The 19,257-nt window shown below is 25.9% G+C and carries 23 protein-coding genes; 15 read left to right on the forward strand and 8 right to left on the reverse strand.

The window, feature by feature from the left end; genetic code table 11:
• Positions 1-5 precede the first annotated feature (5 nt).
• Positions 6-731: a ribonuclease H-like domain-containing protein gene (locus BUB01_RS05550; protein WP_072985691.1), complete on the forward strand. Its 726-nt coding sequence runs from the start codon at positions 6-8 to the stop codon at positions 729-731.
• 61 nt (positions 732-792) lie between these two features.
• Here the strand turns inward: BUB01_RS05550 and BUB01_RS05555 are convergent, their stop codons facing one another.
• Entirely contained in the window at positions 793-1,644 is an 852-nt protein-coding gene (locus tag BUB01_RS05555; protein WP_072985692.1) for a ComEC/Rec2 family competence protein, read from the reverse strand.
• 215 nt (positions 1,645-1,859) lie between these two features.
• Here BUB01_RS05555 and BUB01_RS05560 point away from each other — a divergent pair, with 215 nt between their 5' ends.
• Together BUB01_RS05560 and BUB01_RS05565 are read left to right on the forward strand one after the other, a co-directional pair.
• The gene (locus BUB01_RS05560) at positions 1,860-2,573 is read left to right on the forward strand and encodes a lysophospholipid acyltransferase family protein (protein WP_242958367.1); all 714 of its coding nucleotides are present in this window, start codon (positions 1,860-1,862) and stop codon (positions 2,571-2,573) included.
• Positions 2,574-2,863: 290 nt separating this feature from the next.
• A complete protein-coding gene (locus BUB01_RS05565) occupies positions 2,864-4,609 on the forward strand; it encodes a phosphoenolpyruvate carboxykinase (RefSeq protein WP_072985693.1) in 1,746 nt (581 codons plus the stop codon).
• Positions 4,610-4,638: 29 nt separating this feature from the next.
• Here the strand turns inward: BUB01_RS05565 and BUB01_RS05570 are convergent, their stop codons facing one another.
• From BUB01_RS05570 to BUB01_RS05580, 3 genes are all read right to left on the reverse strand, one after another.
• Complete coding sequence (locus BUB01_RS05570; protein WP_072985694.1) at positions 4,639-5,517, reverse strand: putative ABC transporter permease; 879 nt, start codon at positions 5,515-5,517, stop codon at positions 4,639-4,641.
• A 182-nt stretch (positions 5,518-5,699) separates the two neighbouring features.
• Positions 5,700-5,909: a DUF378 domain-containing protein gene (locus BUB01_RS05575; protein ID WP_072985695.1), complete on the reverse strand. Its 210-nt coding sequence runs from the start codon at positions 5,907-5,909 to the stop codon at positions 5,700-5,702.
• Between the two features lie 107 nt (positions 5,910-6,016).
• Entirely contained in the window at positions 6,017-6,484 is a 468-nt protein-coding gene (locus BUB01_RS05580; RefSeq protein WP_072985696.1) for an Lrp/AsnC ligand binding domain-containing protein, read from the reverse strand.
• 235 nt (positions 6,485-6,719) lie between these two features.
• Between BUB01_RS05580 and BUB01_RS05585 the strand changes: the two genes are divergently transcribed.
• The gene (locus BUB01_RS05585; protein ID WP_072985697.1) at positions 6,720-7,055 is read left to right on the forward strand and encodes a hypothetical protein; all 336 of its coding nucleotides are present in this window, start codon (positions 6,720-6,722) and stop codon (positions 7,053-7,055) included.
• A 10-nt stretch (positions 7,056-7,065) separates the two neighbouring features.
• On the opposite strand, the gene BUB01_RS05590 is transcribed toward BUB01_RS05585, so the two are convergent.
• Positions 7,066-8,079 (reverse strand): CehA/McbA family metallohydrolase, encoded by a 1,014-nt coding sequence (locus BUB01_RS05590; RefSeq protein ID WP_072985698.1) that lies wholly within the window; start codon positions 8,077-8,079, stop codon positions 7,066-7,068.
• 161 nt (positions 8,080-8,240) lie between these two features.
• Between BUB01_RS05590 and BUB01_RS05595 the strand changes: the two genes are divergently transcribed.
• The 4 genes from BUB01_RS05595 (at position 8,241) to BUB01_RS05610 (ending at position 11,043) form a co-directional block, all read left to right on the forward strand.
• Entirely contained in the window at positions 8,241-8,750 is a 510-nt protein-coding gene (locus BUB01_RS05595) for a gamma carbonic anhydrase family protein (protein ID WP_072985699.1), read from the forward strand.
• 8 nt (positions 8,751-8,758) lie between these two features.
• A complete protein-coding gene (locus BUB01_RS05600; RefSeq protein ID WP_072985700.1) occupies positions 8,759-9,613 on the forward strand; it encodes a CvfB family protein in 855 nt (284 codons plus the stop codon).
• 118 nt (positions 9,614-9,731) lie between these two features.
• Positions 9,732-10,565, forward strand: coding sequence for an MBL fold metallo-hydrolase (locus BUB01_RS05605; protein WP_072985701.1), 834 nt, complete (start codon positions 9,732-9,734; stop codon positions 10,563-10,565).
• Between the two features lie 55 nt (positions 10,566-10,620).
• Complete coding sequence (locus tag BUB01_RS05610; protein ID WP_072985702.1) at positions 10,621-11,043, forward strand: YaaR family protein; 423 nt, start codon at positions 10,621-10,623, stop codon at positions 11,041-11,043.
• Positions 11,044-11,121: 78 nt separating this feature from the next.
• Here BUB01_RS05610 and BUB01_RS23645 read toward each other — a convergent pair whose 3' ends face one another.
• Both BUB01_RS23645 and BUB01_RS05620 read right to left on the reverse strand, forming a co-directional pair.
• Positions 11,122-12,303: a 3D domain-containing protein gene (locus tag BUB01_RS23645; RefSeq protein ID WP_072985703.1), complete on the reverse strand. Its 1,182-nt coding sequence runs from the start codon at positions 12,301-12,303 to the stop codon at positions 11,122-11,124.
• Positions 12,304-12,697: 394 nt separating this feature from the next.
• A complete protein-coding gene (locus BUB01_RS05620; RefSeq protein ID WP_072985704.1) occupies positions 12,698-13,087 on the reverse strand; it encodes a hypothetical protein in 390 nt (129 codons plus the stop codon).
• Between the two features lie 293 nt (positions 13,088-13,380).
• On the opposite strand from BUB01_RS05620, the gene BUB01_RS05625 reads away from it, so the two are divergent.
• The 3 genes from BUB01_RS05625 (at position 13,381) to lepB (ending at position 14,933) form a co-directional block, all read left to right on the forward strand.
• The gene (locus BUB01_RS05625) at positions 13,381-13,701 is read left to right on the forward strand and encodes a hypothetical protein (protein WP_072985705.1); all 321 of its coding nucleotides are present in this window, start codon (positions 13,381-13,383) and stop codon (positions 13,699-13,701) included.
• Positions 13,702-13,776: 75 nt separating this feature from the next.
• Complete coding sequence (locus tag BUB01_RS05630) at positions 13,777-14,073, forward strand: DUF3892 domain-containing protein (RefSeq protein ID WP_072985706.1); 297 nt, start codon at positions 13,777-13,779, stop codon at positions 14,071-14,073.
• A 260-nt stretch (positions 14,074-14,333) separates the two neighbouring features.
• Entirely contained in the window at positions 14,334-14,933 is a 600-nt protein-coding gene (gene lepB, locus BUB01_RS05635; protein WP_084108396.1) for a signal peptidase I, read from the forward strand.
• Between the two features lie 39 nt (positions 14,934-14,972).
• Here lepB and BUB01_RS05640 read toward each other — a convergent pair whose 3' ends face one another.
• Positions 14,973-15,365, reverse strand: coding sequence for a PadR family transcriptional regulator (locus tag BUB01_RS05640; protein WP_072985707.1), 393 nt, complete (start codon positions 15,363-15,365; stop codon positions 14,973-14,975).
• A 237-nt stretch (positions 15,366-15,602) separates the two neighbouring features.
• Between BUB01_RS05640 and BUB01_RS05645 the strand changes: the two genes are divergently transcribed.
• The 4 genes from BUB01_RS05645 to BUB01_RS05660 all read left to right on the forward strand — a co-directional run bounded on the left by BUB01_RS05645 (position 15,603) and on the right by BUB01_RS05660 (position 19,235).
• The gene (locus tag BUB01_RS05645) at positions 15,603-15,806 is read left to right on the forward strand and encodes a hypothetical protein (protein WP_072985708.1); all 204 of its coding nucleotides are present in this window, start codon (positions 15,603-15,605) and stop codon (positions 15,804-15,806) included.
• A 196-nt stretch (positions 15,807-16,002) separates the two neighbouring features.
• Positions 16,003-16,713 carry a pseudouridine synthase gene (locus BUB01_RS05650; protein WP_072985709.1) on the forward strand — a complete coding sequence of 237 codons (711 nt, stop codon included), beginning with the start codon at positions 16,003-16,005 and terminating at the stop codon, positions 16,711-16,713.
• 218 nt (positions 16,714-16,931) lie between these two features.
• Positions 16,932-17,813 (forward strand): MurR/RpiR family transcriptional regulator, encoded by an 882-nt coding sequence (locus tag BUB01_RS05655; protein ID WP_072985710.1) that lies wholly within the window; start codon positions 16,932-16,934, stop codon positions 17,811-17,813.
• Positions 17,814-18,014: 201 nt separating this feature from the next.
• Positions 18,015-19,235 carry a BaiN/RdsA family NAD(P)/FAD-dependent oxidoreductase gene (locus BUB01_RS05660; RefSeq protein ID WP_072985711.1) on the forward strand — a complete coding sequence of 407 codons (1,221 nt, stop codon included), beginning with the start codon at positions 18,015-18,017 and terminating at the stop codon, positions 19,233-19,235.
• The last annotated feature ends 22 nt before the right edge of the window (positions 19,236-19,257 follow it).

Genomic DNA, 19,257 nt, shown 5'->3' on the forward strand with positions numbered 1-19,257 from the left:
ATAAAGTGATTATTAGAGAGAGAGAAGTTTTTGTTGATTCCATAACGGAAGAGTTAGTTTTAAACTTTGAGGGGGTAAAGGATTGCTATAAACAGGCTGTGTTTTTTGATTTAGAACACTATGTATATAAAAAACCTAAATGTGTTGGTGTCTTTGGTGCTTGTTATTATGATAATGAAACATCAAAACTTATGGTAACTCAATATATGATTGAGAATAAAGGAGAAGTTATAGATATATTACATCTAGCTAAAAGGTATTTTAATAGGTTAACAGAAGAGCTGAATAAAAAATACATAGTTACCTTTTCAGGGAATAATGATTTCACAGTTATTAATTACCTCTTTGAAAAATATGGTATAAATTATGATTTTAATCAGCATTTTACATCTATAGATATTCAAAAGATTTATGAACAGACTTTTAAGCAAGGTGTAGGACTTAAGGTTTTAGAAAAGAAATTTGGGATAGAAAGAGAAGGAGAACTTATATCAGGTTCGAATCTTGCTAAAACATTCCATAAAGTATTAAAGGATAGAGAATATTTTGAACGAATGCCAAAAGATAAAATAGAAAAAATTTTGATATATAATGAACAGGATGTAGTTAATTTATTTCATATATATGTACATTGGCAAAATCTTGTAAACAAAGTAGCTGAAGAAGCAAAATTAAATGAAATTGTAGATGAAGAATTAGAAGAAAAAGCTGATGTAAGTTGCATGGCATAAGCCATAAAAGCGACAGGCACTCAAAATTATTTTGAGTGCCTGTCGCTTTTATTAAATATGTTTATTTAGCTTTTGTTATAGAATGGCCATCTGAATTTAATGTTATAGTGCCTTCGTCACTTGTCATATAATATTTTATGCCACTTTTGTTTAAAAGGTTTATAGTTTCTTTATTAGGATGCCCATAATCATTCTTCTTTGCTACACTTATTATTGCTATCTTAGGATTAACAGCATTAAAAAAGTCTTTTGATGTAGAAGTTTTACTACCATGGTGTCCTAGTTTTAGTACATCGGCTTTAACATTTAAATTCTTATCTAAGACTTCCTTTTCTGAAATTCTCTCAGCATCACCTGTAAATAAAAAAGAATTGTTTTTATAAGTAATTTTAATTATAGGAGAATAGTTATTTAAGTTTTCATACTTTTCACTATTTGGAGCAAAAACTTCAAATTTTGTATCAGCTCCAAGATCTATATCAGGTTTAGAGTTACTATTTATAGTGTTGATTTTAAGACCCTTATTTTTTAACTCTGTAATCATATTTTGAAAAGTCTTAGTATTTGTTGTAACCTTTGGAGCATAAAATTTTCCTATATCAAAGGTTTTTATAATATCATCCATTGAACCTATATGGTCTTCGTGAGGATGAGTTGCTATTACATAATCTAGTTTTTTTATATTTAACTCTTTTATATCTTTAATCAATTCATCTTTAGCTTCTGATGTTCCTGCATCTATTAAAAGATTTTTATTATTAACTTGTACTAACATAGAATCACCTTGTCCAACATCAAAATAATGCACAGTTAAGTTTTTGTTATTTAAGGATTTATTAGTATTGGAATTACAAGCTAAAGCTATGGTTGATATAAGTATTAAAATTAAAATTGAATATAATTTTTTCTTCATTTTATTTTCCTTTCTTCTTGGTTAAATAGTTAAATAATTTTAATATTTTACTTAATTAATGTTTTCCTTACTCTCAATCAATTAGAGCTAAAGTTTAGAATGTCATTTAAGTATATTATAGCTTATTTTGTAAGAAATATATATTCTTGAACTTTATTAAAGATACAAGTATAATTATATGTGCTTAAACTTAAATACTCGGAGGTGAAATTAAAGTGAGAATTATCTTAATTGGTTTTATATATGGAGTATATATGATACATTTGTTTTTTGCAGGTGTAGGTATAAGAATGATGACATTTTTCGGAAATGGGAAAAGGGTGGAAGTTTATAAGACTAAAAAATTTTTAAATTGGGCAAAGTTTACTGTCAACATATTAGGGCTTAGGGTAACTTATGAGGGGCAGGATAATATACCAGATGAAACTTGTGTTTTCATAGGAAATCATCAGAGTATTTTAGATATACCAGTACTTATTTGTGGTGCTAATAGAAGAATAGGATTTATAGCTAAAAAAGAACTTTTGAAAGTTCCTATTTTAGGATTTTGGTTTAAAATAGTTCATTGCGTTCCTATTGATAGGGAAAATGTAAGGGAAGCAATTAAAGCTATAAATGAAGGTGTGGAAAATTTGAAGAATGGACATTCTATGGCTATATTTCCAGAAGGAACCAGGTCAAAAGATGGGAATATAAATGAATTTAAAAAAGGGAGCTTAAAGTTAGCAACTAAAGCTAATGTTCCAGTAATTCCTGTTACAATAGACGGTGCATTTAGAGCTTATGAAGAAAAAAAGAAATTTAAGAGTGCAGATATAAAGGTTATGTTCGGTAAACCTATATACCCACAAAATCTCTCTAAAGAAGAGATTAAAGACTTATCTAAAATAGTACATGATGAAATAGCAAACAATTTAAATAAGTTATAGTAATAAGGCACTATCTTTGTAGATAGTGCCTTTTATTTTATATATTTTTTAAAATCAAATATAAATTGAAAATTACTAAAGAAGATAATAGTAGGTTTGGAAATGCATAAATTTAGTAATATAAACTTCAAAAAGAAGTGATAAACTAATAATAATAAATAATAATTAAGGAAATATAAAGTTTTTAATGAAAAAGTTTTTAGAAAAATGAAAAAAAAAATTTCTAAAATTGCAAATGTGTGTTATAATTTAATGGTAATGAATGTAAAAATAAAAGGGGGCAATAGTACATGAAGAAATCATTTTCTATGAGTAATGATAAGGTTACTATTAATTTTACAACAAAATATTGTGAAAGCTATGAAACTTTGTTGAATAGTGAAGGATTTAAAAGAATTTTAAATTCATATTTAACTAGATCAATCAATAGAAATAATCATAATTTTAAATTTTTAGCTTCAAGTTTGGGGTCTGAAGATAAGAATTTTATAATGAATGAGCTTACAGTAATATTTAAGCTTTTAACTGTTATGGAACTTAAGGAAATAATGGATTCCAATGAAAATGCAAAGAAGCTTTTAGAAAATAAAGAGGCGTTTATAAGTGTAGTAGAAGATCTTTATTCATATTGGAGAAGACTTGAAAGATACACTGTTATTTATAATAATAGAATAAAAGAAGGAATAGCAGCAGTTTCTTTTGTGGAAGCTAACATTCATTTTTGTAATCTTATTTTAAGTCTTTATAGAAGAGTAGAAAAAAATGTTTTGGGACATATGCCTAATGTATTCAGGCAATTACCAGCTGGTGGAAATGCTTGTTTGCTACTAAGCAATGTTATTTGGCCAATACCTAAAGAGTATGAATCATTAGAAGACATACCATTTGTAGATAGTATATCATTAGAAACTCCTTTTATAACTTATCCTAAGAAAAATACACGAGATGGTATGTTTAAAGAAGTTTTTGAAAATCCATTAGATAAAGCTACAATAAATAAGGATCATTGGTTTTGTTATCCTGCAAAAGTGGGCGAGCTTTTAGCTTATATATTTTTCCATAGAGATTTCATGGATCATGGTATAACTTTAAGTAATTTATTTGAAATGGCTAAGGTTGAGGAATATAGAGGAAGAAAGCCAGATATAGTATATGTATTTGGTGGGAAAGAACGTGATGGCGAGCTTAAAACAGTTTTTTATGATGATTTAAAAAATGATATTATGTTAGGGTATGTAAATCACCATGAAAGGATTGACTATTTTGGATATATGAAGAAAATGATACTAACTCTTCATAATCTAATTATGATAAAAAGAGGGTATTTACCTATACATGGAGCAATGGTAAATATAATACTTAAAAATGGAAAAGAAGCTAATGTGATAATAATGGGCGATAGTGGAGCAGGTAAGTCAGAAAGTCTTGAAGCCTTTAGAGCTTTAAGTGAAGAATATGTAAGTGATATGACTGTAGTTTTTGATGATATGGGAACTATAAAGTTAAAAGAAGATGGAATTTATGGTTATGGCACAGAGATTGGAGCTTTTGTAAGACTTGATGATTTAGATCAAGGATATGCTTTTAAAGAAATAGATAGAAGTATTTTTATGAATCCAGATAAAACTAATGCAAGGCTTGTTATGCCTGTAGCTAGCTACAATGAAATAGTTAAGGGGTATAAAGTAAATTTATTTTTATATGCAAATAATTATGAGGAAGTTAAAGAAGGATTAAAGGCTATAGAATATTTTGATAATGTGAAAGATGCTATAGAAGTATTTAAAGATGGCACAAGAATGGCTAAAGGAACCACCACTGAAAAGGGATTAGTTAAATCGTACTTTGCAAATCCTTTCGGACCAGCTCAAAAACAAAAGGAGACTGATAAGCTTTTAAATTACTATTTTGGGAAAATGTTTGAAAACAATGTTAAAGTTGGACAAATTAAAACTAGCTTAGCTATAGTTGGGTTAGAAAAGGATGGTCCTAAAAATGCAGCTTTAGAATTATTTGATATTATTAAAAATTTATAAAATAAAAAATAAGGTGAGATTTTCTCACCTTATTTTCTTTCATCTAATTTAATTATATCTGAAATCTCATCAATTACATCATCCTTGTTTTTTAATAATTCTAATCTCATAGAGTCTCTTATTTGAATAAATTTATCTTTCATTTGTCTAACAATCTTATCAAGAATTAAAGTACTTAGAGATGGAAAGGCTTGAAGTAGCCTTTTATGATTGAAATTCAAATTATTATAGTAATTATTATATTTTATTACTAAATCCTTCACTCCTACTGTTGGAAAATCAAGCTTATCTATGGTTTTTTCTTTAGTTATTGCTAAAAGAGTAGCATACCTATTTTTTAGTTCATTAGTTATTTTTGATAATTCTATAATTATAGGTTTAAGTTTGATTAAGGATTTAAGTGTAAATATTAAGTCAATCATCAAAATAGATAATATTATTACAAGTATAATATTTGAAGTTTCTATACTTAATAATGAAATAGCATAGTTTATAATTGGATGAATAATTTTTATTAAAATTGTAGTAGCTATTCCCCACATTATAGAAAAATGGAGACAAATTCTTCCATGAAGGTTAAAGGGATCTTCAGTATAGTCCCACCATTTTGATTTGAAGACTTTTTCTAAAAAGAAACCAGTAACATATTCCAAAAATGAGGTTATAATAGTAGCAAATAAAAAAAGCAAGAAAATATTATCCTTTACTGAATTAGTCAAAACTATTATACAAACTAAACTTCCGCCATAAATTGGACAAATAGGACCGAATAAGAAACCTCTGTTTACGAAAACTTTTCTGTTATGATAGGCATAACAGATTTCGGCTATCCATCCTAAAAAAGAATATATAAAAAAGAAAAAAATTATCATATAAAATGGAATTCCTAAAATAGTAAATCTAAACATAATACCTCCTGTGTTTAATAGTACTATATCATTATATAAAATATTTTAGTATTCATATATACAAAATAGAAAAATTTATATAAAATTAAGGATTTTTAATATAAAATTAAGATTATATTAAGATTATAAAGATAAAAGTTAAATTCCCTCCTAATTTAGAAGGGGAATTTAACCTTTTTTAATTATTCCATGTCTTTTGTTCTATCTTTCGCTAAGAATGAGATAGAATATAAACCGGCTAAACCAACTAGGGCATATATAATTCTACTCATAAGCATAGTATAATCACCAAACATAGCTTCAACAAGATTGAATTGGAAGAAGCCTATTAATCCCCAATTGACAGCGCCTATAATTACAAGTATAAGTGCAGTAATATCTAGTGCTCTCATAAAGTTACACTTCCTTTCATAAAGTTACAAAACTTATTATTTCCAATCTTTAATTTAATATACATATAATAAAAGCTATAAAAAAAGATGCTTTAAAGCATCCTTTTTTATAGCTGAATATTTCTATCAATTGGTTGAGATAATGAAATAAAAGTATCCGTTTTTTTGATTCCTTGAATTACATTTATTTTATTCATAAGTAAATCTTGAAGATCCGTTATGTTTTTGCATATAACTTTAGCGAATACTGAATATTCTCCGGTTATTAAATGAAGTTCAACGACCTCTTTAATTTTTGAAAGCTCTTCAAAAACTGATGTATATGAAGATGTTTTGTCAACATGGATACCTACAAAACAACATACATCATAACCCAATTTTGAAAGATTTAATAGGATTCTAGTTCCTTTTATAATCCCTAAATCTTCCATCTTTTTCATTCTTACATGAATAGTTCCACCAGAAACATGACAAATTCTTGCTATTTCTAGATATGGGGTTCTACAATCTTTTATTAGTATGTCTAATATTTGTAAATCTAGCTCGTCTAATTGAGTTGTATTAATTAAAGACATAAACTCACCTCTTATGTTTATAAATTTATAAAAACTTCCTTTTCTATTTTATCAAAAACTAATGTATATTTCTAGTAAAAAATAAAAAAAAAATAAATTGTTTTTTATTTTTTTAGCATATTAATAAAAATGTTTAAAAGTAATGATTTAAACTTTACAAAATTCATATATTTTCTTGAAATTATTAAAAAATTAAATTAATATATAATTATAGGTTATAAAGGGGGGATTTAACATGCAAATATTTTGGGTAATCGCAAGTATTGTAATATTTGTAGTATTAGTATTTCAAGTTTTTCAATTATTAAATAAACATATATTTAATAGAATTAGAATAAACAAATGGATATTATTAGCGATTTCATTAGGGCTTTTAGTTTTTCAATTTGTTTATAAACCTACAAATTATTGGGAAAGATATGCTTTATCAGCTGTAATTGTTATTTTCTTTTTATGGTTTTTAGAAATTAAACAATTTGGAAATCCAAAACAAGAACAAAAAGTTGTTATAAAATCTAAAGCAAAACCTAATAGAATTAAAAATATAAATAAAAATAAAAAAGCTCCCTAAGGAGTTTTTTTTATTTTATAAAAATAGGAGAACTTAAAGCTTCTTTTTTATCGTCTAGAAAAACTTTTATTATATACCATGAATTAAATTTATTTAATTTCAATTGATACATGTATTTTATTTTTTTTAAGTTTATATCACAAATCTCATGGATAACCTTTCCTCCATTTGATATTATTTGAATCGTATTTATGATTCTTTTGCTATCTTCAGCGTAAACATAAAAATTCAATTCATCAAATGAATTTCTATCTATACTTTCTCCCATAAAAACTGAATTTATAGTAAAATATAATTTTAAAGTTCTAGATTCAGTGGCGTAGGTTCTATGTTTTTTGAAGGCATCTATTATTGATATAGTATCTAGATTATTTGCAATTAAACCAGTTAAATTTTCACTTTCACCAAAGTTTATTCTATGATTATCCTCTGAATTAATAGCTCCTAACTTAAAACCTTTATCAAGTAAATTATAGTAATATTTATCATGCCTTGAATATTTATGAGGCGGGGAACCATTTCCCACTTCTATGGTTTTTAAATATTCATTTAAATATGGACTTATGGGAAGTTTTTCTATAGATTTATGAGGATGATTAATTGATACTATAGCTGAACCATCAGCTATGAGCCAAAGTAATAAACTATTTATATTATTAACTATACCCGTAAAATATGTTTTAGGATTTAGTATGTTTAAATCGCCAAAAGGTTCTGATCTAGTTTCGAAACCAGGGATTGCTACAAAATCTTCGTTTTTTTTGTTGAACTTCTCAATGCTTCTAATTAAAAATCTCCATTTTGTTATAACTGTTTCTTTGTCTAAAATATTATCATATAAATAACCATTGTGATCGGTTATTATCATGAAGTTTAATCCTTGTCTTTTGCCGTATTCTAATGCTTCATAGGGTGTACCTCTTCCAGTTGATAAAATTGTATGACAATGAGGTATTCCATAAAAAAAATTTAGATTATTAAAATCTAGTCCCAAAGGATTTGGTCTTCTCTTTTTTTTGCCCAATATAAATATACCTCTCAAAAGTGTTATTACTATATAATATTACTTAATAAGTTAAATGTTGAAGAATTATATAATAATTTTTAATATATTTAAACTTTAGTTTGTATAAAATACTTTGAGTATGATAAAATGATAGGTAGTATTTTTAAGAGGTGATACATATGATTTTAGAGTTTTTAAACAAAACACCTAAAATAGATAGTGACGTATTTATTGCTCCTTCTTCAGATATAATAGGAGATATTGAGATAGAAAAAGATGCTAGTATATGGTTTGGTGCAGTCTTGAGAGGAGATGTTAATAAAATAAAAATCTCCAGGGGAGTAAATGTACAAGATAATTCAGTAATTCATGTAGATGAAGATTATGAAGTTTTCATAGGTGAAAATGCAACAATAGGGCATAATGCTATAATACACGGAGCTACAATAGGCAATAACAGTTTAATAGGAATGGGTGCTATTATATTGAATGGTGCTAAAATAGGTAAAAATTCAATAATAGCTGCTGGAAGTTTAGTACCTCAAAATAAGGAAATACCTGATGGTGTTTTATGTATGGGAAGTCCTGCTAAGGTGGTAAGAAATCTTTCAATGGACGAAGTGGAAAAAATAGCTAATTCAGCTAAACACTATATTAAAATATCAAAAAAATATACAATTAAATCTTAGGAGGAATTATGAAAGTAAATTTAAGAAATGTAAAATTAGGAGATTTTAATCTTTTAAAGATAGTTAGAAAAGCAGATTTTGGATATTATTTGGATGCAAAAACAGGTAACACAAATGATGATATATTACTTCCAAATGGAAGTATAGAAGGAAAAAATCTAAGTATAGGTGATGAAGTAAATGCATTTATATATAGAGATTCAAAGGATAGAGTAATAGCAACATTGAAAGCACCACTTGCTAAAGTTGGGGAAGTTGCTTATTTAAAAGTAACTTCAAATACTAAAATAGGATCATTTGCAGATTTTGGTCTGGAAAAAGATATATTAATACCTTTAAGAGAACAAAAATATAGGTTAGATGAAGGTCAAAAATATCTTTTGTACATTTATGAAGATAAAACTGGTAGGCTTGCAGCTACAACAGATATAGATAAATACTTAGAAGAACTAGAAATAAATCAAGGTGAAAAGATATCTGGTATAGTATATGGATTCCAAACAAATGGTTCTTTAAGAGTTGCTATAGATGGAAAATATAAGGGTGTTGTACTTAAAAATGAATATTTTACAAATTTCAAGATAGGAGATAAGGTAGAAGGTGTTGTAAAAAGAATTTATGATGATGGTATAGTAGGTATAAGACTTAGAGCTACAAAATTAGAGGAGAGAAGTGAACTGCAGAAAAAGATAGTTAAATATTTAGAGGAGAATGATGGAGTTATGAAGTTTAATGATAAGTCTTCTCCAGAAAGTATAAAAGAACAATTTAATACATCAAAAAATTATTTTAAAATAGCTTTAGGTGGATTAATGAAGCAAGACGTAATATCACAGGATGAATTTGGCACTAAACTAAAATAATTGAAAAATTATTAAATAAATATAATAAAAATATTAAGAGAGTAGTCTTCTATATTTGTTATAATTTAGCAAGCTTTAGGGTATTCTAAGTTAGTAATAGATACTAGGAGGCTTTTTTATGAAAAAAATAAATAAAATAATAATAATTTTTATAATATTAATGTTTTCTTTTGGAAAAACAACTTATTCTGTGGCAGAAAATCCTGTTAAAGTTAGTTTTATAGGATTAGATAATATTAATAGTGTTTTAATAAAGGGGCATAATAGTAATGTGCTTATAGATACTGGTGACTATGATGATATAAATGTATTAGAGAAATATTTTAAAGGTGAAGGAATAGATTCGTTAGACTTAATAATAATAACAAGTTGTAATTCTAAATATTATGGAGGTTTAAAAAAACTTTTAGATGATGTTAAAGTTAAGCATGTTATTATACCTAAGTATTTTATAGATTGTGAATCAAATTTAGAATTACAAGAAACTTTGAAATCTAAAAGTGTACAATTTACTCCTGTGAGTTCTGGATTTATTTATAATCATGAAACTATAAATCTTGAAGTTATAAGTCCTAGTGAAAAATCATTTAAGGATAAGGATAATACTTTAGCTATAAAAGGTATTATAGATGAAGTTTCATACCTATTTTTAAACAATGTCAGCAATAATACAATCAAGAATATCATTAATTCAAAAGAAACACAGGAAGCTAAAGTTATAAATATAAGTGCAGATGAAGAGTTAGAAGGAATTTATAAAAAACTTATGAAAAGAGCTAGGCCTTTTGATATAATTGTAGGAGAAAATATAAATAATTATTCAAAGGTAAATTTTAAAAATGCTGTTGGTAAAAGATATAACACCTATTTCTTTAAAGATTTTAAAGTTGTTACAGTTAATAGACAACTTGGAAATAAATCTTTAAAAACTATTTTAAATAATAATTTTTGATTTTAAAGCCGTTATTTATTTGGTATAATGTGAATATAAACGGAGGTGTATTGAAATGGAGATTTCTAGAATAAAGACAAAGGCGCCTATAACAAGAGAAGATAAGAAGGTGGATTTAAAAAAAGATTTTTCTCAAAGTTTTAATCATGCAAGAGATAGGAAGTCAGAAGAACAGCTAAAAAAAATGATAGATGACATAAAGAAAAAAGGAAATAGATTAGTAGTCACTAAATGTTATGCTGATGTGAGGGCTTATAAAAGGATGATAAAAGAATACTTGGAAAATATTTTGAGTTATATGTATGATATAAAAAAGGATGTTAGTTTTTGGCAGACTCAATATTTTGTTACTGTTGATACTATAGATTTAAAATTAGAAGAATTAACACAAATCCTTTTAAAAGAGGAAAAAGATAATTTAAATATAGCAGCAACTATTGATGAAATACAAGGATTAATAGTTGATATATACAGATAAAAAGCTTGGTTAGACTTTTTAATAGTTCTAACCAAGCTTTTTATAATTTAGATCATATAGTTTCTAATTAATTCTTTTTTACCATTGACCAGGGTAAGCTACTATGTGTAAAGTTACAGGCCTTCGTCCCCAATTTAAACATTGAGACTCTGTATCCATAAAAAGATCTATTATATTTCCTTTTATAGCACCACCTGTATCAGAAGCTATAGCAAATCCATATTCGGGAATGTAAACTTTTGAACCTAACGGAATAACTTTAGGGTCTACTGCTATAGTGCTTAATCCACCAACAACTCTAACTGGTTTAAGACCCATAGCAGTTGTACCGTCACCATAATATGCTGTTGCAACCATTTGATAAGTTGCCTTAAAAGTTTTATTATCTACAACTAAAGGTTCTGAAGGATTAAAGTTTGTATTTAAGGAATTAAGCTTAGAAATTCCAGAAGTTATAGCAGAGTTTACAGTATCTTTTACAGACTGAGTATTTAATTGAGGCAATAAATCTTTTAGATTTCTTACAGAAGCTTTAATATCTTCAGTAGTTGAAGATTGGTTGTTAATTATTATTATTGGATGAGAAATTAATATTTCTTCATTTTCTTTAATTATTTTAGCTACATTTTCTTTTTCAGCATTTAGTCTTTCGATTAAATCATTTTGTCGTTCTTGCTTTTCTTTAGTATCCTTTATATCTTTTTCAATATCAAATTGAAGCTTTAAAATATCTTTTTCATTTTTAGCTAAATTATCTACTTCATCAGCAAGTTTATCTTTATCTTTATTTAATTTATCTATTAATTTATTATCTATTTCTATAATTTTAGAAATAGCTTTAATATTAGCAAGAACTGTAGAAAAATTTTTACTAGTAACAAGTACATATAAATAGTTATTGTATGTACCTGATTTATATATTTCACAGATACGAGTATCTAAAATTGCTTGTTCTTTATCAATCTCGTTTCTAGAACGATTTAAATTTTCTTGAGTTGTTTTTATTTTTTCTTTTAATTTTTTTACTTTCTCGGTAGTTTCATTTTTTTCCTTAATTAATTTTTCTATCTGAGTATTAAGTGATGCTATTTCAGAGTTATATTCTTTAATCTTAGAATCTAATTGTTTGTAAATAACAACATTTTCACTTATATTTTTTTTCTCTTCAGTATTAGAAGATTTTTCATCAGATAAAGCTATAAAACTATTACTTATAAATAAAGTAACAGCAATAAAAAATGATAAAAATTTCTTTTTCATAAAATATACCTCTTCTAGCTAACTTTTTTTTACAATTTATATTATTATATCATAATTATTAAATTATGTAATCTTTAATTTGAATCATCAAAACTAAATTATACCTTTGATAAATATATTATAAAATTTAGAATATTATTATGTATATTTTAAATTTGAAAAAATTTTTATACTATTGGCTAAAATATAAACTGTCTGTATATATTAGTATAAAGCTTTATATACTATGTTTAAATTGCTAGTGGATATTGGACTTAAAGAGCTAGAGGTAAGGTTCACAGAAGCTTCTAATACTGAATATACATTTATAGGTGCTTTTCCATAAATGCTTTAATTAGCACAATAAATAATTAAAAAACTCACCTCATATAGAATTTTATGAGGTGAGTTTTTATTATTTTAGAGTTTTAGTTAATTTAGAAGCTTTTCCTAGATAATTATTTAGTTTGTATTTATAACTTTTCTTATTTTTATTATGTACGCTGAGTGCAGTTATACCTACAGCGCTAAGAGCTAAAGCAGCAGTTATACCTGAGTAAATAGCAATCTTTTTCTTTTGACTTTTACTCTTACAACAGCAAGCTTTTTTATCTTCTCCTTTTATGAAATCTTTGATTGCTTCAGACATTTGTTTTAAATTACTACTTTCATGGTTTTCATGAAATTTAGAATGAGAATAATTATGTTGCATATAATCTTTATTATTTCTTGGTTTTGGCATTTTGATATTTTTCATTATAAATTTTAGTTCTTTATCTAAATTTACGCCTACATTATGTTTCATATTATCACCTCTATATATATTATTTACAGAAAAATATATATTATTTCAAAAATTCTATTGAAAATTAATGAAATATTTACTATTTATAAAGACGAATATAAAATTGATAATAAAAACAATTTATATATAGTGTTAAGTTTAGTTGTATAATTTGAAAAAAAACTCTATCTATATTATAGTATAAGATAGAGTTTATTTATTTTGGAATAATTTTTGAAAATTTATTTATTTCAAAAATAAATGGACAAGCATATTGAGAATGTATGTTAAATTTTTTGGGGGGAAAATAATAAATGGAAACGGAATATTTATATAATTCAAAAGGAGATTGGATAGGTTTTAAAGTAGATAAATACATATTTGATGATTATTCTAATTGGATTGGATGGTTACCTTGGGAAGATAATGATGTTGTTAGCGTTAAAGGAAAATATTTAGGAACAATAGTTGATGATAGATTATTTTTTATCAAATCCAAAAATCATAAGAAATCGTATGATTTTCCGGGATATCCACCTTATGAGGATTTGAAACCGTATCCACCTTCAGTATCAATGGTTTTTTTACCAGATGAAGCTAAAGATATAAAAACTAGAAAACTTGCTAATCTATAAATTTATAGTAAACGTTTCTAGTATAATTAAGTTCAAATTTGATAAAATAATATTAATAATTTGGAGGTGATTTTTATGGAAAATAATAAAGAAAAAATAGGCAGATTACCAAAAAATATTAATAAAGAAGTAATAGAACCTAATTCTAATGCTAAAACTATAAGTAAGTTAATAAAAGAATCAGGTGCAGTTGTAGGGTATGAATTATCAAATGGAGAACAAATATCTAAAGATGAAGCAATATCTCAAACTAGAAGAGGTGAAATAGCTGGTGTAGCTATTGCAACTAGAAAAGGTGAAGAATATTTAAGATCTTTGCCTGATGATAATGAAAATAATAACTTAAGTAGTTTACCGACAGCTAATAAATAAATCAGAAATTAAAAAAAGAAACTAGTTGTAGATAATGTTTAGAAAAAAGAAATTGTATCAAAATAATTTTTGATATAGATTTAAGAAAGAGGATAAAAAATCCTCTTTTTTTATTTTATATTTATGTTATAAAAAATTATAAATAAAGTAATATTTATATATTTTTTATTAAAAGAAGGATTTAAAACGAAAATATAGAATTTAAATAAAAATATAGAATTTAAATAAAAAAATTAAGTATGTAAATTTTGGGAGGTAAGATGAAAATAGAAAATAAAAAAGTTTTAGATGAAGTAAGAAGTATTGTTTTGTCATTATTTGGAACATTAATTTTAGTTGTTACATTAAATACTAAAGTTTTTGCAAATGTAACTGTAGAACAATGTTCAATGGAAAATACATTAATAGGTGGTGATACATTAATATTAAATAAACTTTGTTTTAAACCTAAACAAGGTGATATTGTTGTTTTTTTAAATAAAATTCAAAAAAGTAGTTTTTTTGATGACTTTAGAATTTATTTTACTGATTTGAAGGAAAGAAAGAATGAGAAAAATAATAAAACAAATGTAAGGTTTATAAAAAGAGTAATAGGTGTAGAAAATGATGAAATAGATATTAAAGATGGATTTGTATATGTAAATGGCAAAAAGTTAAAAGAAGAATATATAAAAACTGAGACAATACCAAGAGAAATTAAATTTCCTTTAAGAGTACCTAAAAATCAAATTTTTGTATTAGGTGACAATAGGGAAGTGAGTAGTGATAGTAGAGATTTTGGTTGTATTTCTTTAAATCAATTAGAAGGCAAGGCTGTTTTTAGATTAACTCCTTTAAAAAAGTCAGGGTTTTTAAAGTAATAAAAAGTAGCGTAAAAGCTACTTTTTTATTGCAAAAAATTATTTTGTAAGCATTTTTATTAATATATCTATTATAGCTTTATTTTTTTTAAGATTATCTACATAATCGGCTACGTGAGTTTTATAATATTCAATACCCCTATCCGTTATTTTATATAATTTTTTTGCTCTCTTATTTAAAAATTCATCACCTTCCCATTCACTTATAACATAGCCTCTTTCTTCTAAATCATAAAGAGTTTCATAAACAGTACTAGATGAAATTGAAAAAGGAAGGGGGGAATTATTAAAGGCGTTTTTAAAATTGTCCATAACTTTATTTCCAAAAATAACTTTGCCTTCTGATAGTTCCTTTAATATATAAAATACATATATTTGTTTTGTATTTACAACATTTCTAGGGGCTATTATCCTATTTCTAGCTTGGCTCATTTTTGCACCTCCGAAACATATGTTTTCTTAAATTATACTATATAATTTTCAATAATAAAACTATAAATATAATTAAAGTTAGCAATTTTTGATGAACAATATTTTTTAGGATGTTTAAGAATTTGATTTTTTTATAAACAATGAAGATTTAATTAACAAAAATGCCAATACTTGAATAATATGTATTAAGATTATAGAGATATAATCAAATCTACTAAGGAAATAGGAGTGATATACATGTCACATCATAGAAGAAATAATTGTTGTTGTAATTCTTGTAATAGGTGCAATTGCTGTAATTCTTGCAATAATTGTTTAGGCGGTTGTGGGTTAAATTGTTTTGACGGTTGTGGATTTGGTAATGGATGCGGCTGTGGTTGTGGAGGTTTTAATAATCCATTATTATGGTTACTATTACTAGGTGGCGGCTGTAGATTTTAGTTTTTGACTAAAAGCTCTAGTTTTTTCTAGGGCTTTTAATTTTTCTTTTATTTTAAAATAGGAAATTTTTTATTACCTGAAGTTTATATACTAAGTGAAAAAATCTATAAGGTTACTTTGCTTTGCTATTGAAACTTTAAAATATTTTATTTAAAATTAATGGTACTGATTAAATTGTACTTAGGAGTGATAGTTGATGGAAGAAAGATTACAAAAATATATGGCTAGATGTGGAGTTGCATCTAGAAGAAAATGTGAAGAATTAATTATACAAGGTAATGTTAAGGTTAATGGGAAAGTGGTTACTGAGTTAGGTGTTAAAGTTTTAGAAGACAGGGATGAGATTACATATAATAATTTAGTTATAAGACCAGAGGAAGAATTAGTTTATATTATGCTAAATAAACCAGAAGGTTATATTACGTCAAATAGTGATGAAAGAGGCAGAAAAACAATCTTAGATTTAGTAAATATAGATAAAAGGATATTTCCTATTGGAAGGTTGGATTATGATAGTTCAGGACTTTTGCTTTTGACCAATGATGGTGAAATATATAATAAGGTTATACATCCTAGGGTTAATTTAAACAAAACTTATATAGCCTTAGTTAAAGGAATATTTACAGAAGATGAAATTAAAAAATTCAAAACAGGTGTAGATATTGGTGGATATATAACATCTGATGCAGATATAAAAACATTAGAAAGGTATAAAGAGAGCTCTAAGATATTGGTAACTATTCATGAAGGGAAGAATAGACAAATAAGGAAGATGTGTTCTGCTTTAAAGCATGAAGTTGTAAGTTTAAAAAGAATTTCAATAGGAGATTTAGAATTAGGTGATTTACAGAAAGGAAGTTGGCGATTTTTAAGTAAAGATGAAGTTTTTTATTTAAATAATTTATAATTTGATGAATGGATACTTCTTATAAATTGCAAAATGATATTAGTATAAGACCTTTTAAAATTTATAATTTAGCATATATGAGGATTTTATCTTTGAAATCAATTAAAGAGTAATATTTAGTGATTGAAAAATGAATATTTGCTTGAATAGAACTTCATTTAGTGGTAAAATGAAATAAATATTTCATTTTAGGATTAGTATCAAGGAAGGAAAGTTAAATGGATAATAATAAGGATTTGATGAAGCTTATTCAAAATAAATTCTCGAGGCTTAGCAAAGGACAAAAACTTATAGCAGAATATATTTTAAAAAATTACGATAAGGCAGCTTTTATGACAGCAGCAAAACTAGGAATAAGTGTTGGGGTTAGTGAATCTACGGTTGTTAGATTTGCAAATGAATTAGGATTTAGTGGGTATCCCAAACTTCAAAAGGCACTTCAAGAGCTTATAAAGAACAAGCTTACTACAGTGCAACGTTTAGAACTTTCAAATGATTATATAAGCGAAGAAAATGCATTAAAGGGAGTTCTAAAAGCTGATATTGAAAATATAAGAGCTACACTTGAAAAGATAAATCACAAAACTTTTGAAGAAGTAGTGAATAAAATATTTACATCTAAAAGAATATATATTATAGGACTTAGAAGCTCAACAGCGCTTGCAGAATTTTTAGGGTTTTATTTAAATTTAATACTTGAAAATGTAAAAGTTGTGGGACATGGTATGAGTGATATATTTGAACAGATGATAAGCGTTGGTGAAGATGACTTAGTAATAGGTATAGGTTTCCCAAGATATGCTACAAAAACTATAGATGCATTAGAATTTGCTCAAAGTAGAAATTCACAAGTGGTTGCAATTACAGATAGTTTGCTTTCCCCACTTGCAACTAAAGCAGATTTTACATTAATAGCTCAAAGTAATATGGCTTCATTTGTTGATTCTTTAGTTGCACCATTAAGTGTTATAAATGCACTTATAATTGCAGTAGGAATGAGAGAAAAAGATAAAATAACTACAACATTTAATGCATTAGAAGAAATCTGGAAAGATTATAATGTTTATTCATATAATTTGAACAATATAGAAGATAGATAGAAGCATATGCTTCTATTTTTTTTGTTTATATTAATAAAATAAAAATTATTTATACTAATATTTTTAAAAATTATAATAGAATAATATCTATAATAATTGATACTGTTATATTATTGCATTTAATAGGTTAACTCTTATTTGACAAATGTAAATTATGTGTATATTATTATGTTGGTTTAATATGTTTAAGGAGCTGATTTAATGGCTAAAGTTATTGTTATTGGTGCAGGTCCCGCGGGGATGATGGCAGCAATTTCTGCTGCAAACAAACATCAAGTAATTTTACTTGATAGCAATGATAGATTAGGTAAAAAATTATTTATAACAGGAAAAGGTAGATGTAATGTTACAAATGGAAAAGATATAGGAGATTTTTTTGATAACATACCAGGAAATCCTCACTTTTTATATAGTGCATTATATACATATACAAATTTGGATGTAATGAAATTTTTTGAAGATCGTAATGTTAAGCTTAAGGTAGAGCGAGGGGATAGGGTTTTTCCACTTTCAGATAAATCTTCAGATATAATTTCAGCATTATCTAAAGAGTTAGCGAATAAAAAGGTTGATGTTAGATTAAGAAGCAAAGTAAAATCTTTTGCTTTAGAAAATAATAAGATAACATCAATAATTCTCGAAGATGAAAGTAAAGTTGTTGGCGACTATTTTATACTTTGTACTGGAGGAAAATCTTACCCACTTACAGGTTCAACAGGAGAAGGGTTTATTATGAGTAAGGCAGTAGGACATAATATAATTACTCCAAAACCTTCTTTAGTACCAATTGAGCTCAGGGAAGAATGGATTAAATCACTTCAAGGTTTATCTCTTAAAAATGTGGAACTTAAAATAAAGGAAAATGGTAAAGTTAAACACAAAGGCTTTGGAGAAATGATTTTTACTCATTTTGGAATATCAGGTCCATTAGTTTTAAGTGCTAGTAGATTTATAAAAGAAGGAAAATCTTATTCTATATCTATAGATTTAAAACCAGCTTTAGAAATAGCAGAGCTTGATAAGAGAGTTCAAAAGGATTTTTCCAATAACTTGAATAAAGATTTTAAAAATTCTTTAGATGATTTATTACCAAAAAAGCTTATAGAAACAATAATAAAATTATCTAATATAGAAGAAAGTAAAAAAGTAAATTCTATAACTAAAGAAGAAAGAAGAAATTTGGTTAACTTACTTAAGAATTTAGAACTTTCAGTTAAGGGATTAAGACCAATAGAAGAGGCAATAGTTACTGCTGGAGGTATAGATGTAAGAGAAATAGATCCATCTACTATGAAGTCAAAAATTATAGATAACCTTTCTTTTGCTGGGGAGGTTATGGATGTAGATGCTTTTACAGGTGGCTATAATGTACAAATTGCTCTATCTACAGGATATTTAGCTGGAGAAAAAATAACGGATTAACATTATTAATTAAAAATAATTA

Origin of the sequence: Clostridium cavendishii DSM 21758, from assembly GCF_900141845.1 — a bacterium.
In the GTDB taxonomy this organism is placed as follows: domain Bacteria; phylum Bacillota; class Clostridia; order Clostridiales; family Clostridiaceae; genus Clostridium_AG; species Clostridium_AG cavendishii.

Excerpts from the sequence above, each read along its gene's own strand:
- BUB01_RS05555 (WP_072985692.1), bottom strand. The coding sequence starts at position 1,644 with ATGAAGAAAAAATTATATTCAATTTTAATTTTAATACTTATATCAACC.
- BUB01_RS05565 (WP_072985693.1), top strand. The coding sequence starts at position 2,864 with ATGAAGAAATCATTTTCTATGAGTAATGATAAGGTTACTATTAATTTT.
- BUB01_RS05570 (WP_072985694.1), bottom strand. The coding sequence starts at position 5,517 with ATGTTTAGATTTACTATTTTAGGAATTCCATTTTATATGATAATTTTT.
- BUB01_RS05575 (WP_072985695.1), bottom strand. The coding sequence starts at position 5,909 with ATGAGAGCACTAGATATTACTGCACTTATACTTGTAATTATAGGCGCT.
- BUB01_RS05580 (WP_072985696.1), bottom strand. The coding sequence starts at position 6,484 with ATGTCTTTAATTAATACAACTCAATTAGACGAGCTAGATTTACAAATA.
- BUB01_RS05585 (WP_072985697.1), top strand. The coding sequence starts at position 6,720 with ATGCAAATATTTTGGGTAATCGCAAGTATTGTAATATTTGTAGTATTA.
- BUB01_RS05595 (WP_072985699.1), top strand. The coding sequence starts at position 8,241 with ATGATTTTAGAGTTTTTAAACAAAACACCTAAAATAGATAGTGACGTA.
- BUB01_RS05600 (WP_072985700.1), top strand. The coding sequence starts at position 8,759 with ATGAAAGTAAATTTAAGAAATGTAAAATTAGGAGATTTTAATCTTTTA.
- BUB01_RS05605 (WP_072985701.1), top strand. The coding sequence starts at position 9,732 with ATGAAAAAAATAAATAAAATAATAATAATTTTTATAATATTAATGTTT.
- BUB01_RS05610 (WP_072985702.1), top strand. The coding sequence starts at position 10,621 with ATGGAGATTTCTAGAATAAAGACAAAGGCGCCTATAACAAGAGAAGAT.
- BUB01_RS23645 (WP_072985703.1), bottom strand. The coding sequence starts at position 12,303 with ATGAAAAAGAAATTTTTATCATTTTTTATTGCTGTTACTTTATTTATA.
- BUB01_RS05620 (WP_072985704.1), bottom strand. The coding sequence starts at position 13,087 with ATGAAACATAATGTAGGCGTAAATTTAGATAAAGAACTAAAATTTATA.
- BUB01_RS05625 (WP_072985705.1), top strand. The coding sequence starts at position 13,381 with ATGGAAACGGAATATTTATATAATTCAAAAGGAGATTGGATAGGTTTT.
- BUB01_RS05630 (WP_072985706.1), top strand. The coding sequence starts at position 13,777 with ATGGAAAATAATAAAGAAAAAATAGGCAGATTACCAAAAAATATTAAT.
- lepB (WP_084108396.1), top strand. The coding sequence starts at position 14,334 with ATGAAAATAGAAAATAAAAAAGTTTTAGATGAAGTAAGAAGTATTGTT.
- BUB01_RS05640 (WP_072985707.1), bottom strand. The coding sequence starts at position 15,365 with ATGAGCCAAGCTAGAAATAGGATAATAGCCCCTAGAAATGTTGTAAAT.
- BUB01_RS05645 (WP_072985708.1), top strand. The coding sequence starts at position 15,603 with ATGTCACATCATAGAAGAAATAATTGTTGTTGTAATTCTTGTAATAGG.
- BUB01_RS05650 (WP_072985709.1), top strand. The coding sequence starts at position 16,003 with ATGGAAGAAAGATTACAAAAATATATGGCTAGATGTGGAGTTGCATCT.
- BUB01_RS05655 (WP_072985710.1), top strand. The coding sequence starts at position 16,932 with ATGGATAATAATAAGGATTTGATGAAGCTTATTCAAAATAAATTCTCG.
- BUB01_RS05660 (WP_072985711.1), top strand. The coding sequence starts at position 18,015 with ATGGCTAAAGTTATTGTTATTGGTGCAGGTCCCGCGGGGATGATGGCA.